The sequence below is a fragment of the Streptomyces sp. NPDC012769 genome (assembly GCF_042901205.1).
Lineage (GTDB): Bacteria > Actinomycetota > Actinomycetes > Streptomycetales > Streptomycetaceae > Streptomyces.
The window spans coordinates 165,767-179,215 of sequence record NZ_JBIBCP010000001.1 but is presented as its reverse complement, the minus strand read 5'-3'; the positions used below and the strand labels follow the sequence as shown (position 1 = coordinate 179,215).

Genomic DNA, 13,449 nt, shown 5'->3' with positions numbered 1-13,449 from the left:
CTTGACCATTAGGTTAGCTTTACCTTATCAATGCCGTATTCACCGGTTCTCCAGGTAAGACTTCGTCGCCCGTTCCCGCTCAGCGATCCCCCTCGCCACGGTGACGGGCACGGCAGGAAGGCATCACTCCCTATGCGCCGCCCCCTGGCCCGCACCCTGACCGCGCTCGCCGCGGCCGCCATGATCCTTCCGCTCGCCGGTTGTGGAAGTGACGAGCCGGCAGGGCTCGTCATCTACTCCGGGCGCAACGAGAACCTCGTGAAGCCGCTGATCGAGAAGCTGGAGAAGCACCTCGGCACCAACGTCGAGGTCCGCTACGGCGACAGCGCCGAGCTCTCCGCCCAGCTCCTGGAGGAAGGCGACAAGACCGAGGCCGGGCTCTTCCTCTCCCAGGACGCCGGCGCCCTCGGCGCGCTCTCCAAGGAACAGCGCCTGGCCCCGCTCCCGAAGGCCACGCTCGACAAGGTCGCCCCCGCCCACCGCGGTTCGGCCGGCGACTGGACCGGCGTCAGCGGCCGAGTCCGCGTGCTCGCGTACCACCCGGCGTCGGTCGCCACCCCGCCCAACAGCGTCCACGAGCTGGTCAAGCCCGAGTGGAAGGGCAAGATCGGCTTCGTCCCGACCAACGCCTCCTTCCAGGCGTTCGTCACCGGCATGCGCGTCCTGGAGGGCGACGAGGCCACCCGCACCTGGCTCAAGGGCCTGAAGGCCAACGAGCCCAAGGTGTACGAGGGGAACCTCAAGGTCCTCGAGGCCGTCGACAAGGGCGAGGTCTCGCTCGGCCTGGTCAACCACTACTACTGGTACGAGCAGGCCGCCGAGAAGGGCGCCGACAAGCTCAAGGCCAGGATTCACTACCTGCCCAAGGGCGACCCCGGCGGCCTGGTCAACGTCTCCGGCGCAGGCATCCTCAAGGGCGCGGACGACAAGCAGGCCGCGTACGCGCAGAAGGCCGTCGACTACCTGCTCTCCGCCGAGGCGCAGACGTACTTCGCCGAGGAGACCAAGGAATACCCGCTGGCCGCCGGCGTGAAGCCGGCCGAGGGCGTGCCGCCGCTGGAGACCCTGCAGCCGCCGAAGATCGACCTCGGCAGGCTGGACTCGCTCAAGGAGACGCTGGCCATGCTCCAGGACGTCGGACTGGTCTGACGTGACCTCACCGGATGCCCCCGTCCGGACGAGTCGTGAACCCCGCCCGGCAGGCGCCCCCGCGCCCGCCGGGCGGAAGGCCGTCACCCCCCGGCCCTCGTGGGTCCTCGTCGTCCCGGCCTGCCTCGCCGCCGCCCTCGCGGTCCTGCCGCTCGGCTACCTCGCCGTACGCGCCCTCGAACGCGGCCCCGCGTTCGCCTGGGACGTCATCGCCGACGAGCGGACCGGACAACTCCTCCTGCGCAGCCTCGGCCTGACCACGACGGTCGTCGCCGCCTGCCTCGTACTCGGCATCTCGCTGGCCTGGCTGACCGTCCGCACGGCCCTGCCCGGCGCCCGCGCCTGGTCCGTGCTCGTCACCCTGCCGCTGGCCGTGCCCAGCTACGTCACCGCGTTCACCTGGCTCTCCGCCGCGCCCTCGCTCGCCGGCTTCACCGGCTCCGCCCTCGCGCTGACGCTCGCGAGCTTCCCCTACGTCTACCTGCCGGTCGCCGCCGCGCTGCGCGGCACCGACCCCGGACACGAGGAGGTCGCCCGCTCCCTCGGCCGCGGCCCCCTCCGTACGTTCCTCGGCGTGACCCTGCCCCAGCTGCGGCCCGCCGCCGCCGGCGGCGGACTCCTCGTCGCGCTGTACGTGCTCTCCGACTTCGGGGCCGTGTCCCTCATGCGGTACGACACCTTCACCCGCGGCATCTACACGTCCTACCGGGCCAGCTTCGACCGCACCCCCGCCGCCGCGCTCAGCGCCGTACTCGTCCTCATGACGGTCCTCCTCGTCGCCGCCGAGACCCGCACCCGAGGCCGCGCCGGCTACGCCCGTACCGGCACGGGCACCGCGCGCCGGGCCGTCCCGGCCGCCCTCGGCCGACTGCGGACGCCCGCGCTCGCCTGGTGCGGGGCCGTCGTCGCGGCGGCCGTCGGCTTCCCGCTCGCCACCCTGGGCTACTGGCTCGCCGTCGGCTCCTCCGCGACCTGGGACCCCGCCACCCTCACCACCACCGCCCTCACCACCCTCGGCGTCGCCGCCGCGGGCGCCGCGCTCACCACCCTGCTCGCCCTGCCCGTCGGCGTCATCGCGGCCCGCCACAAGGGCCGGCTCGCACACCTCCTCGAACAGGCCGCGTACGCCGGGCACGCCGTCCCCGGCATCACCGTCGCCCTGGCCCTCGTCTTCTTCGCGGTCCGATACGCGCGGCCGCTCTACCAGGAGACCCCGCTGCTGATCTGCGCCTACGCCGTGCTCTTCCTGCCGGTCGCGGTCGCCGCCACCCGTGCCGCCGTCCTCCAGGCCCCGCCCGTCCTGGACGACGTCGCCCGCTCCCTCGGCCGCACACCCTTCGGTGTGCTGCGCGAGGTCACCGTCCCGCTCGCCGCGCCCGGCGTCGCCGCGGGCGCCGCGCTCACCTTCGTGGTCTGCATGAAGGAACTCCCCGCCACCCTCCTCCTGCGCCCCACCGGCATGGACACCCTGGCCACCCGCCTGTGGACGGAGACGGGCAGCGGCTCCTTCGCCGCCGCGGCCCCGTACGCCGCCGCCCTCATCCTGCTCGCCGCCGTCCCCTCGTACCTCCTCGGAAGGCACCGCACATGAGCGACCCGGACCCGAACGCCCTGCGGGTCAGCGGAGTGGTCAAGGCGTACGGTCCCGGAGCCACCGTCCTCGACGGCCTCGACCTCACCGTCCCCGGCGGCGCCCTCGCCGCGGTTCTCGGCCCTTCCGGCTGCGGCAAGACCACACTCCTCCGGGTGATCGCCGGCTTCCTGCGCGCCGACGCCGGCACCGTCACCGTCGCCGGCCACATCCTCGCGGGACCCGGCGTCCACCTCCCGCCCGAGCGCCGCCGCATCGGCATCGTCCCCCAGGAGGGCGCGCTCTTCCCCCACTTGAGCGTGGCCCGCAACGTCACCTTCGGCCTCACCGGCACCGACCGCAGGACACGGGGTCGACGTCTGGAGGAGATGCTGGATCTCGTCGGCCTCAGTGGCTACGGCGACCGCATGCCGCACGAGCTGTCCGGCGGCCAGCAGCAGCGCGTCGCCCTGGCCCGCGCCCTCGCGCCGGAGCCCCATCTCGTCCTGCTCGACGAACCGTTCAGCGCCCTGGACAGCGGCCTGCGCGGAGCCGTACGGGCGGAGGTACGGTCCGTGCTCCGGGCCAGCGGCGCGACCGCGCTCCTCGTCACCCACGACCAGCAGGAGGCCCTGTCCACTGCCGATGTCGTCGCCGTCGTCCGCGCCGGCCGCGTCGCCCAGTGCGCCGCCCCCGAGGACCTCTACCGGCGTCCCGCCGACCCCTGGGTGGCCGCCTTCGTCGGCGACACCGTCTTCGTCCCCGGCACGGCCGACCGGGACACCGCCACCACGCCCCTCGGCCGCATCCCGCTGGCCGCCCCGTCCGCCCTGAGCGAGGGCCTCGTCCTCCTGCGCCCCGAGCAACTCCACCTCGTCGACGACCCGGCCTCGGCACCGGCCCAGGGCCGCGTGACCGACGTCCGCTTCTTCGGCCACGACTCCATGGTCGCGGTCGCCGTCGACGGCCTGGACGAACCGATCGACATCCGCACCCCCGGCCCGCTCCAGGTCCGCGTGGGCGGGCGGGTCGGCCTCCGCGTGACGGGCACAGCGACGCTGCACGCGCGCCCGCACGGGCAGGACGCTGTCCGGACGGCGCGGGGGACTTCCTCGACCACGTAGCCACCTAGGACGGAACCTGGTCGAGGCGCCCGAACGACGGCGACACGTGACACGTGCATACCGAGGAACGCGACGTTGAGCAGGGCGTGCGCACGAGGGGCGGCGCCCGGCGGCCGAATGGAGGCATGGCGCGGCGGCCGCGTTGAGCGCCTGTGACGCAGCAGACGTCGGATGGGGCGAGGCCGGGACATGACCGACACCCTCAGCACGCCTCGCCAGGCCGCTTCCGTCGTGCCCGCGTCGCCCTCGTGGTCGCGGAGTGCTCTGATCACCGTCATGGACGCGAGCCCACTCTCCCTGGTGGCCGATATCGCCCAGCGCTTCGCGGGACGGCTTCGGCCGCATCAGGAATGTCATCGGCCAGCTGGCCCACGGCGAGGCGGGACGGATCCGGACGGTGACGTTTTCGCTCACCGGGGTAGGGGCTCCGGCGCCCCCGGCTCGAGCGGTCAACGACTCACCACCAGTGCCGGTCCATCTCGGCTACCGCCAGGGTTTACCGCAATCTCCAACTGGCGCTGTATGACACCTGAAGGAGAAGGTCCGTAACGTTTGGCTCCTACAGCGGCGCCTGGTTCGGCTGCGGATGCAGTCCCGCAACTGCCGGCCACTGCGTGTCTGTAACTGTCCGCCACGGGGTGGCGGAGCGTCATTCTGGACCGAAGCTCTTACGGGGGAACAGTGAAACGACTCATTACAGCAATGGCGATGACGAGCGCGCTGATCACTGCGGGAGCAGTCCCGGCCCTCGCCTCCGACGGCGTGACGACAGCGGCGAATCAGTGCGAGCAGAGGAACACCTACCGCAACGCCTACACCGGCACCTATCTCGACGCCAAGGGGGCAGGCGGCAAGGGAACAAAGGTCATCACATGGCACTGGAACGGTAGGGCCAATCAGTACTGGTGCATGGAGAAGGCTCCGGAGGGCGGTTGGTACATCCACCCCTCCTACAACCTCGGCCTGTGTCTCGATTCGCCGGTCGACAACAGCGCGCCCATCCTCTGGAACTGCAAGCACAACGCGAATCAGCGTTTCAACGTCAGCAACGGCAAGATCCAGCTGCGGCGCGACGGGCTTTACGTTGAGGCCAGCCGAACCGGTGAGCAGACGTGGATGGGCTATGGCTACACCAACAGGGCTCACTGGTCCTGACAGCATGCGAGCAGCGGGCCTATGCGCCTGATCCGAGCGCCGGAGCATAGAACCGGGCCCTGGTCAGAGCTCTGAGGCGTTGTTCTCCTGGCTCGGGTGTCGGCGCCGGTCAGGTGAGCGCGCGAGACAACCGGTGGCACCATGACAGCACGGAACGGCGGTGGCCGCGCGCGACGAGCTGGCACAGTTCGAGCTGACGGCGCGGGCCTTCCACAGCGCACCGGAGCACCTGCGGTTCGGCGGCGGGCTGGTGAACCGCTCGGGCTGGGGCTGGAGACGGCCTTGCGGCTGAGGGTGCCGCAGGACGCGGCTCGGGCGGACGGCATCGTCACGGAGTTCGTCACCGCCATCGCGGAACCGGACCCGCGAGCGGGCTCCGGCGCCGATCCGGAAGTCACCGCGGCACCGGCGTCCGGGGCCGGCCCCACCGGGCCGCGCTCGCCAAGGCTCCGACCTCGGGGTCGGCATGGCTGGTCTTCGCGGCCGTGGTCACCGTGGCGGGCGCCGCGGCGACGGTGCGGCCGAGCCGTACGCGCCCCGGCCCGTGACGGGGGGCTGAGCCGCGGTCCATGTGAGGGCCCGCCGGGTGCCCAGCGCGGCAAGCGCCAGAACCCGGTCAGCGCCGGCGGCCTGAACAGCCGGACACCGGGCTTGTCGGTGGAAGGACCGTGCGAACACGGTCGTCTGCATGCCGACGTCGAGGACCGAGCGAGCCGGACTAGTGGACGAGCGGATGCTGGCTGGTGCGCTCGGACTCGTCCTGCACCAGCAGGGACAGCAACGAGGCCAGCGGGAGGCCGGCTTCGGCCGGGTGCCGCAGCACCTTGCCCGGCTCTATGCGGTACGTGTTCGTGCGCCCTTCCCTGGTGTGGGAGAGGTAACCGTCCTGCTCGAGGTCGGCGATGATCCGCGAGACGGCGCGCTCGGTGAGCCGGCAGCGGGCGGCGATGTCACGTATGCGGACGTTCGGGTTGTCCGCGATCGCGGCCAGTACACGCGCGTGGTTCGTGATGAACGTCCATCCGGTGTGGGATTCAGAGGCTCCAACCATGCGGGGAATTTTACGCGACCCAGGTTGCCGGAACACAATTACATGACATAGGTTTCCTGTATCCGATGTCGTACCTTCCCTCCCGTGGAGGGAACACCCTGGAGGGAGTCCGAGAGTGCCCTGGGATGAAGCCCCCGCGTCCGCACTCCTGACCACGCCCAGCAGGAATCCCATCCCGGGACAGGGCACCGAGGATCCGTCACAGCAGAACGTGGTGCTCCGGTACGAGTACCGCGGGGCCCAGGTCGTCGAAGCGCGCGGCGCCTACGACATGGAGTCCACCGGGCCCCTGGCCGCCGCACTGGAGCGGGCAGCCGAGACGCACAGGAAGGTGGTTCTGGACGCCTCCGGGGTCACCTTCGCGGACTCGTCCTTCCTCAATCTGATGATCCTCACCCACCGGACGGGAAAGCTGCGCGTGGCGGCGCCCTCGGCGCAGGTCCGGCGCCTGTGCGAGATCACCGCCGTCGACGGCGTCCTGCACATTCACGAATCGGTCGACGACGCCGTCGCAGCGTGAGCGACGGGTGCTCCACGGGAGGGCCCGGCCCGTGCCGTGGGAAGGCCGGCGCTCTCCCCACGGCACGGGCGGCCGCTCGAGGCGTCCCTCAGGCGGTGACGGTGATGACCTGCGAGCCGGCCAGCGTCTCCAGGATCTCCAGCACGTCGTTCGTCGCCGTCTCCGCGTCGATGTCGTACGTCTCCGCGAGCTTGCGACCGATCTCCGCGACCGTGCGCCTGCCGTCCAGCAGCGTCCAGATCTCGGCGGCGGTCTCGGTCAGTTCGAACGCCTGGTCCGGACCCGCGATCAGCATGCCGGACCGGGTACGGCGGGTGCGCGCGTCCAGGCGACGGCTCGGTACGGACGTCTCGGTGAGGGGCACGGCGGTCTGTTCCGTGGTCATCAGACGGACACCTCCAGGGAGATTCGCTGGCAGATCTCAAGGGCTTCCTCCACCCACGCACGCGGGTCGGAGGGGTCGTAGCGGTGCATGTTCTCGACGGACCAGTACTCCTCGAACGTGAGCAGCCCGGGCGCGGCGGCGCGGAATCGGCGGGCCCGCCACTTCGGGTTGAGGCCGTACTCACCCGCCGCGGCGACCAGCGCGTCGACGGCGTGACCGAACGCGATCTTGGTCGACAGGACCGCGCTCTCCACGTCCCCGGCCTCGAGCTGGCCGATGACGTCCTGGGTGTAGGTGTCGGCGTTGTTCAGGGAGCGCGCCACCAGGACGGACCGCATCGCGGACTTGTCCAGCTGCTCCTTGCGCTCCCGGAGCCAGTCGTCGCCCGAGACGGCGGCGGCGTACGACAGTCGCTCCAGGAAGTACAGCTCGTCGGAGGACAGCCGGTTGCCGGCGGCCTTGGAGCCGTCGAGCACCGACCAGTCGACCTTGGCGAGCACCTGGTCGATCTGCGTCTCGCGCCAGTACTCGATGTCCCAGCGCCGCCCGTCGACGTAGCGGATCTCCACGGGCAGGGTGTCGGGTTCCAGGGCGACGTGCCCGAGTTCGGCGGTCGGGCTGCTCCAGTCCTCGTCCGTGATGACGTACACGTCGACGTCGCTGAGCGCGTTGCCCCAGCCCCGGACCAGCGAGCCGCTGAGATAGACGCAGTGGTGGGAGGAGGGCAGGGCCCCCTGGTCGCGCAGTGCCGCGAGGGACACTCCGTGGATCTCTGTCATGGTTCCTTCCTTTCGGCGGGCCGCTCCCGCTGGAGCTCGAAGACGACGGAGGGGGCGTTGTTGAGCGCGTGGGCCAGCAGGGCGGGCCAGACGGACCCGGAGGCGGCCACCAGCGCGAGCAGCAGGCCGGCCGCCGTGATCTCGGCCAGCAGGGCACGGGACGAACCACGGCGGTTCTGGCCGGCCGGCAGGTGGTGGCGGGCGACGAACGCGATGGCCGCGAGCAGGCCGAGGGACCAGGCCCCGCCGGTGCCACCGCTGCCCGTGCCGCCGACGCCGGCGCCGACGCCGGCGGCGGACGCGAGGACGACGCCCCGGAAGACGAGTTCCTCACCCAGGGGGGAGACCGTGCTCGCCGTCACGCGCGCCAGCGCGTGGGACCGCGGCGTGGGGCCGTACACGAAGGCCAGGTCGCCCGAGACGAGGGCCTTGAGGTTCATGCCCCCGGTCAGCACCAGGACCGCCCCGACGCCGACCGCGACCACGTACCACCACCAGTCGGCCGCCTCCGTGCCCCAGGCGAGGCCGCCCATGAGGGCCGCGACGCCCGCGCCCGCCGGCACCGCGATCCCGCACAGCGTCTCGGCCCAGAAGCTCGGTCCGCTCCGGCCGGCGCGGGGAGTCCGCCAGGGCAGCGCCGCGAGGAGCACGTCGAGCACGAGGGCGGCCGCGACCCAGCGGGCGGCGCCGCCCTGGGCGAACAGCGCCGCGCAGAAGGCGATGACACAGGCGGCGGCCGTGGTGCGCTCCCGGTCCAACGGCCACGCGGACCGGTCGAACGAGCCGGCGGCGAGGCGGCGCAACCGGGCGCCGACGGCGCCGGCCGCGGCCGGGTCAGGGGCAGGGGCCGAACGAGTGTCACCCGTGTCCAGGCCGGTGTCCGCCGTGACCGGGCTTGCGTCGGCCGTGCCCGGCACCGCTCCCGCGTCCCGCGCCGCTCCGTTGGCCCGCGTCGCTCCGGCGTCCGCCGTGGCCGGCGCCGCTCCCGCGTCCCGCGCCGCTCCGGTGGGCGCCGTGGCTCGGGCGTCAGCCGAGGCGCCGGCACCCCGCGTCGCTCCGGTGCTCTGCGTGGCTCCCGCGTCCGCCATCGATCCCGCGTCCGCCGCCGCTCCCGCCGCCGTCCCGCGTCCCGGCGCGCTCGTCATGCCGGCTCCTGCGAGGGCGCCGTCCCGGCCGCCTCCGAGTCGTCCGGGGTCCCCGGGGTCAGGGTGACGAGCCCGCTGCCGACCACGTCGAGCAGGACCTCTCGTACCGCCTCCAGGGGCAGGCCGGCCCGGTCCAGGACCTCCTTCAGGCGCCGGCCCTCTCCCATCGAGCGTACGAAGGCGAGCCAGGCCGGATCGTCGTCCTCGTCCAGGACGTACTCGACGGCGCCGTCCACCAGCAGCAGCCAGGGCGTGTCGAGGGCCGCCGCGTGGACGAGCAGGACGTCCTCCCGGAAGGCCGGGACGAGGTCCAGGTCGAGCGGCGGTCGCGGGGCGACCCGTTCGGCGATCCCGTCGGCCTCCGCGTCCCAGTCCGCGACCGGCAGGGTCTCGGGAAGCGCCAGCTCCAGCGGGCGGAGCGGCGCGGGACGGAAGCCGGCGGCCATCGTCTCCAGCAGGCCCAGGTTCACCAGCCGGAGCAGGAACTCCACGTGGGTGGCCTCCGGATCGGCCTCCAGCGCGCGCAAGGTCGCCCGGGCGGCGTCGGCGTCGAGGAACTCGCGGGCGCCGGGGGCCGCCAGGGCCTCCTCCAGCAGGGCGTCGCCGTCGCGGGCGAGGGCCGCGATCACCGTACGGAAGGCGTGCCGGCGACCCTCGCCGTGGAAGAAGGGCACCTTGGGACGTTCGGCGATGTCCGGGGCCAGGATGCCGGCGGCGGCCGCGCGCAGGATCCGCTTGTCCGTGAGCAGCGTCGCGCGCAGCGCGGCCGGGATCCGCGCGAGGAGTTCGACGATCCGGTGGTCCAGGAAGGGCACCCGGGTCTCGGTGCCGCTGCCGGCCGCGGTCCGGTCCTCGTGCCAGCAGTTGTACTGCTGGAGGTCACGGTACTTCCCGCGTACGTAACCGGCGTACGGATCGGTGAACAGGCCGGGCACGGCGTCGCTCAGGACACGGGGCGAGAGCAGGGGCGGGCCGCCGTGTTCCCACCAGGCGGCGAGTGCCGGCCGGGCGTGCAGTGCGCGCCGCCGCGCCATCTGGTCGAGTCCGCCGAGGAAGTCCTGCCACTCCCCGCCGCCGATGCCCACCGAGTAGCCGCCGTTGAACTCGTCGCTGCCCTGGCCGACCAGAATCACCTTCAGGTCCGGGCGGGTGGCGCGGGCGTAGCGGTGGAGCTCGGCCTTGTACCACTGCTCCGGACCGCACAGGGGCGTCTCGGTGAGCCACAGCAGCCGCTTCCACTCCTCGGCGTCCGGGACCCGCTCGGGCCCGAACACGACCTGGTGGTGCGGGAGTCCGAGCCGCCCGGCGACCCGGTGGGCGTGTTCGGCGTCGCCATTGGCGAGCGTGCTGCCGCTGAGCACGGTGAACGTGTGCACGGACGCGGTACGGGCGGCGATCGCCGCCACCAGCGCCGAGTCGATGCCGCCGCTGAGGAACACGCCGATCTCGGCGTCCGCGGCCATGCACGCGGTGACCGAGGACTCCAGCAGCTCGCGGTAGCCGGCCACGAACGCGGCGGCGGTGCGCTCGTCGGCAGAGGTGCGCCCCTCGGTCGCGGCGGCGGCGCGCTCCTCTGCGGCAGGGCCCGCCCCGGGCCGCGGCAGGCTCCAGTAGCGGTGCTCGCGCACCGCGCCGCTCGCCGGCACGATCTCCAGGAGGGTGCCGGGCGCGACCTGCTCGATGTCCCGGAACCAACTGGTGGGCGGTGCGTCGGTGAGGACCGGCGTCGCCGACAGCAGGGGGTCGGCGAGCGCGCCGTACCAGTCGACCGAGCGGGGGGTGGCCGGGTCCGCGAACAGCGCCTTCAGCTCCGAGGCGAAGGCCGTGCGCTCGCCGTCGCGGTGAAGGAACAGCGGTTTGACACCGAACCGGTCGCGGCCGAGCAGCAGCCGGCCGCGCCGCCGGTCCCACAGGGCCAGCGCGAACATGCCCTGGACGTCGTCGAGGAACCGCAGGCCGTGCGCCCGGTAGAGGTGGAGCAGCACCTCGCAGTCCGAGCGGGTGCGCAGCCGGACGCCCGGCAGGCGCGCGGCCAGCTCGCGATGGTTGTAGATCTCCCCGTTGACGACGAGGACCAGGTCACCGTCGTCACTGACCAGCGGTTGCGCGCCGCCCTGCGGGTCGACGACCGCGAGGCGCCGGAAGGCGAAGCCGACCGGCCCGAACAGGGCGAGCCGTTCGTCGTCGGGGCCCCGGTGGGCGAGCACCGCGGCCATGTCGCCCAGGACGGCGCTCGCGCCGGGGGCCAGTTCGGAGCCGTCCGTACGCACGAGTCCGGCGATGCCGCACATGGGAAACCTCTCTGTCGTGCCGGTGCCTTGCCGTCGTGGGCCAGGTCGGAGGGGCGGGGGACGGGGACGAGGGACGGGTGGACGCCCCACGGGGGGCCGTGCGGGCGTGGGCGGGTCAGTCGGTGTCGTCGGCGGTGGCCGTGCGCACCGGGGTGAGACCCGCGACGAGGAAGACCAGCAAGGAGCCGGCGCTTCCGACGACCAGCGCGGTCTGCGCCGACGTGGCGCCGGCCAGGAAGCCGCCGCCGAGCCCGCCGAGGACGCCGCCGCTGAAGGAGGCGGTGCGCAGCGCGCTGCGCAGTCGCCCGAGCATGTCGGCCGGTGTGCGGCTCTGCCGGAGCGTGGTCGCCGCCGTGTTGTAGACGACCTCGCCCACGCCGACGGAGAAGAAGGCGAAGCCGGCGCAGAGGGCGGCGGTCGCGCCGTGCCCCCACGGCACGGCCAGCCCGCCGATCAGGGCGACGGTCGGCCAGGTCCACAGGCTGGTGCCGAGTGCCCTGCCGCCGAGGCGGCCGACGAGCACCGCGCCGACGACCCCGCCGAGCCCGGCGGCGGCGAAGACCAGACCGACGGCGGTCGGGCCGAGGCCGCGGTCACGCACGAGGTGGGGGACGAGCGCGGCGAGGACGACGGTGGCGAAGACGTTGTACAGGCAGGAAAGCACCGACAGGTGCAGCAGCAGCCGTTCGCCGCGCAGGAAGAGCAGCCCGTCGAGGATGTCCCGGCGCATGGGCCGGCGGGGTTGCCCGTCCGCGCGACGGGGCTTCGGCTCCTCCCGTACGGGCACGAGGCGCACGCCCAGGGCGCTGACGAGGTATCCGGCCGCGCTGACGGCGAGGGCGAGGGGGGTGCCCGTGAACCGGATCAGGGCGCCGGCCAGGGCGGGCCCGGCGGCGCGGGCGACCGAATCGGTGCCGTTGAGACGGGAGTTGCCCCAGGTGAGCAGCGTCCGCGGCAGGACGAGCGGGACGAAGGCGAACAGGGCGAGATCGAAGACCATGGTGAGCGCGGCGAGCGCGAAGGAGAGCCCGATGAGCAGCGGCATGCTCAGCACGTCGAGGGCGAGCGTGACCGGGACGAGGGCGAGCAGCGCCGCCCTGGCCAGGCTGGTGGCGACGAGCACCGGCCGGCGCCGTCTGCGGTCCACCCAGGCTCCGGCGTGCAGGCCGAGCAGGAGGTAGCAGGCCCCTTCGGTGGCGACCAGGGCGCCGACCTGCCAGTCGGGCGCGCGCAGGGTGGTCACGGCGAGGAGCGGAACGGCGACGGCGGTGATCCGGGCGCCGACGGCGCTGACTCCCTCGCCGATCCACATGCTGGTGAACCGGCGCTTGGCGATGGCGTGTTCGGCGTCCCGGACCGAGCCGGGGGAGACGCCGCTGCCGGACTCCGTGTCGGTGCCGGCTTTGGTGCCGGTCTCCGTGCCGGTGCGGGATCCGGTGTCGGCACCGGCAGTCGCGCCGGATCCGGCGTCCGTGCTCATGCGAGGCACTCCGTGCGCGTCGGGACGACCGCGGTGCGGAGCCCGGCCCCGCTTCGACCGGGCGCGATGGCGCAGCCGACACCGGACGGGAGGGCGTACGAGGGCGCGTACGGGGCGGTGCCCCGCGTCGCGCTCCGGGGCGCGTCCCGGGTGGCATTCGGCGCGAGAACCGCGCAGGCGATGTCGGCCACCTCCGCGGCGACCAGGGCCGGCGGCGCGTCGGCCGTGACGCCCGTCCAGCCGAGCTCGGCCCCCCACGCGTCCAGCCGGTCCGCGATCGCGCGCTGATGGGCGAGGAACGCGGCGCGGCTCGTCGACGGGTCCATGCCGCACTCGTACGGCACCAGGTCGCCCTGCTTGCGGGCCCAGGCGTCCTCGAGCGGAAGGCGCAGCCGGACGGTGACGTCCGGCACGGGAAGGGCGGACACCACGCCCCGTACCCAGGACTCGTCCAGGCCGTAGGCGGTCTCGGCCGCCGCGTGCTTCATCCAGTAGCCGTCGAGGACGAGCACCTCGTCGTCGGCGGCCGGGCGGCCGGCCTGGAGCGCCATGCCCATGGACCACATCAGGAAGAGGAAGCGGGGGACGACCGGCATGTCGGCCACGCAGGAACGGATGCCGGGTACGTCGTCGGGGAGGAAGGAGGCGGAGGGGAAGCCGGGGCCGGCGACGATGTCCCAGCGGTCCACCACGCGGGCGCGGTACCCTCGGGCGCACAGGGTGGAGACGACCGCTCGGGTGACCGTGGACTTGCCCGTCCCGTCGGTACCGGTCAGTGCGAGCAACACGGTGGGGGTTTC

General features: G+C 73.2%; 12 protein-coding genes. 5 read left to right on the top strand and 7 right to left on the bottom strand.

What is annotated here, in order from left to right; all coding sequences use genetic code 11:
* The first annotated feature begins 132 nt into the window (after positions 1–132).
* The 4 genes from ACFY7C_RS00805 (at position 133) to ACFY7C_RS00790 (ending at position 4,998) form a co-directional block, all read left to right on the top strand.
* A complete protein-coding gene (locus ACFY7C_RS00805) occupies positions 133–1,149 on the top strand; it encodes an iron ABC transporter substrate-binding protein (RefSeq protein WP_389641649.1) in 1,017 nt (338 codons plus the stop codon).
* Between the two features lies 1 nt (position 1,150).
* The gene (locus ACFY7C_RS00800; RefSeq protein ID WP_389641647.1) at positions 1,151–2,740 is read left to right on the top strand and encodes an ABC transporter permease; all 1,590 of its coding nucleotides are present in this window, start codon (positions 1,151–1,153) and stop codon (positions 2,738–2,740) included.
* Complete coding sequence (locus tag ACFY7C_RS00795) at positions 2,737–3,843, top strand: ABC transporter ATP-binding protein (RefSeq protein WP_389641645.1); 1,107 nt, start codon at positions 2,737–2,739, stop codon at positions 3,841–3,843. Before ACFY7C_RS00800 ends, ACFY7C_RS00795 begins: the two co-directional genes overlap by 4 nt.
* Before the next feature lie 708 nt (positions 3,844–4,551).
* Complete coding sequence (locus ACFY7C_RS00790) at positions 4,552–4,998, top strand: RICIN domain-containing protein (protein ID WP_389641643.1); 447 nt, start codon at positions 4,552–4,554, stop codon at positions 4,996–4,998.
* 718 nt (positions 4,999–5,716) lie between these two features.
* On the opposite strand, the gene ACFY7C_RS00785 is transcribed toward ACFY7C_RS00790, so the two are convergent.
* The gene (locus ACFY7C_RS00785; RefSeq protein WP_389641641.1) at positions 5,717–6,049 is read right to left on the bottom strand and encodes a helix-turn-helix transcriptional regulator; all 333 of its coding nucleotides are present in this window, start codon (positions 6,047–6,049) and stop codon (positions 5,717–5,719) included.
* A 115-nt stretch (positions 6,050–6,164) separates the two neighbouring features.
* Between ACFY7C_RS00785 and ACFY7C_RS00780 the strand changes: the two genes are divergently transcribed.
* Complete coding sequence (locus ACFY7C_RS00780; protein ID WP_389641639.1) at positions 6,165–6,569, top strand: STAS domain-containing protein; 405 nt, start codon at positions 6,165–6,167, stop codon at positions 6,567–6,569.
* 88 nt (positions 6,570–6,657) lie between these two features.
* Here the strand turns inward: ACFY7C_RS00780 and ACFY7C_RS00775 are convergent, their stop codons facing one another.
* From ACFY7C_RS00775 to ACFY7C_RS00750, 6 genes are all read right to left on the bottom strand, one after another.
* Positions 6,658–6,954, bottom strand: coding sequence for a PqqD family protein (locus ACFY7C_RS00775; protein WP_389641637.1), 297 nt, complete (start codon positions 6,952–6,954; stop codon positions 6,658–6,660).
* Positions 6,954–7,733, bottom strand: a complete 780-nt coding sequence (locus ACFY7C_RS00770; protein WP_389641635.1) for a hypothetical protein — start codon at positions 7,731–7,733, stop codon at positions 6,954–6,956. The genes ACFY7C_RS00775 and ACFY7C_RS00770 overlap by 1 nt, the downstream gene beginning before the upstream one ends.
* Positions 7,730–8,878 carry a type II CAAX prenyl endopeptidase Rce1 family protein gene (locus ACFY7C_RS00765; RefSeq protein WP_389641633.1) on the bottom strand — a complete coding sequence of 383 codons (1,149 nt, stop codon included), beginning with the start codon at positions 8,876–8,878 and terminating at the stop codon, positions 7,730–7,732. The genes ACFY7C_RS00770 and ACFY7C_RS00765 overlap by 4 nt, the downstream gene beginning before the upstream one ends.
* Positions 8,875–11,169, bottom strand: coding sequence for an asparagine synthase (glutamine-hydrolyzing) (gene asnB, locus ACFY7C_RS00760; protein WP_389641632.1), 2,295 nt, complete (start codon positions 11,167–11,169; stop codon positions 8,875–8,877). The genes ACFY7C_RS00765 and asnB overlap by 4 nt, the downstream gene beginning before the upstream one ends.
* Before the next feature lie 115 nt (positions 11,170–11,284).
* Entirely contained in the window at positions 11,285–12,649 is a 1,365-nt protein-coding gene (locus tag ACFY7C_RS00755; RefSeq protein WP_389641630.1) for an MFS transporter, read from the bottom strand.
* Positions 12,646–13,437 (bottom strand): thymidylate kinase, encoded by a 792-nt coding sequence (locus tag ACFY7C_RS00750; protein ID WP_389641628.1) that lies wholly within the window; start codon positions 13,435–13,437, stop codon positions 12,646–12,648. Before ACFY7C_RS00750 ends, ACFY7C_RS00755 begins: the two co-directional genes overlap by 4 nt.
* Positions 13,438–13,449: the final 12 nt, after the last annotated feature.

Coding starts and splice junctions, on each gene's coding strand:
- ACFY7C_RS00805 (WP_389641649.1), top strand. CDS start 133: ATGCGCCGCCCCCTGGCCCGCACCCTGACCGCGCTCGCCGCGGCCGCC.
- ACFY7C_RS00795 (WP_389641645.1), top strand. CDS start 2,737: ATGAGCGACCCGGACCCGAACGCCCTGCGGGTCAGCGGAGTGGTCAAG.
- ACFY7C_RS00790 (WP_389641643.1), top strand. CDS start 4,552: ATGACGAGCGCGCTGATCACTGCGGGAGCAGTCCCGGCCCTCGCCTCC.
- ACFY7C_RS00785 (WP_389641641.1), bottom strand. CDS start 6,049: ATGGTTGGAGCCTCTGAATCCCACACCGGATGGACGTTCATCACGAAC.
- ACFY7C_RS00775 (WP_389641637.1), bottom strand. CDS start 6,954: ATGACCACGGAACAGACCGCCGTGCCCCTCACCGAGACGTCCGTACCG.
- ACFY7C_RS00770 (WP_389641635.1), bottom strand. CDS start 7,733: ATGACAGAGATCCACGGAGTGTCCCTCGCGGCACTGCGCGACCAGGGG.
- ACFY7C_RS00765 (WP_389641633.1), bottom strand. CDS start 8,878: ATGACGAGCGCGCCGGGACGCGGGACGGCGGCGGGAGCGGCGGCGGAC.
- asnB (WP_389641632.1), bottom strand. CDS start 11,169: ATGTGCGGCATCGCCGGACTCGTGCGTACGGACGGCTCCGAACTGGCC.
- ACFY7C_RS00755 (WP_389641630.1), bottom strand. CDS start 12,649: ATGAGCACGGACGCCGGATCCGGCGCGACTGCCGGTGCCGACACCGGA.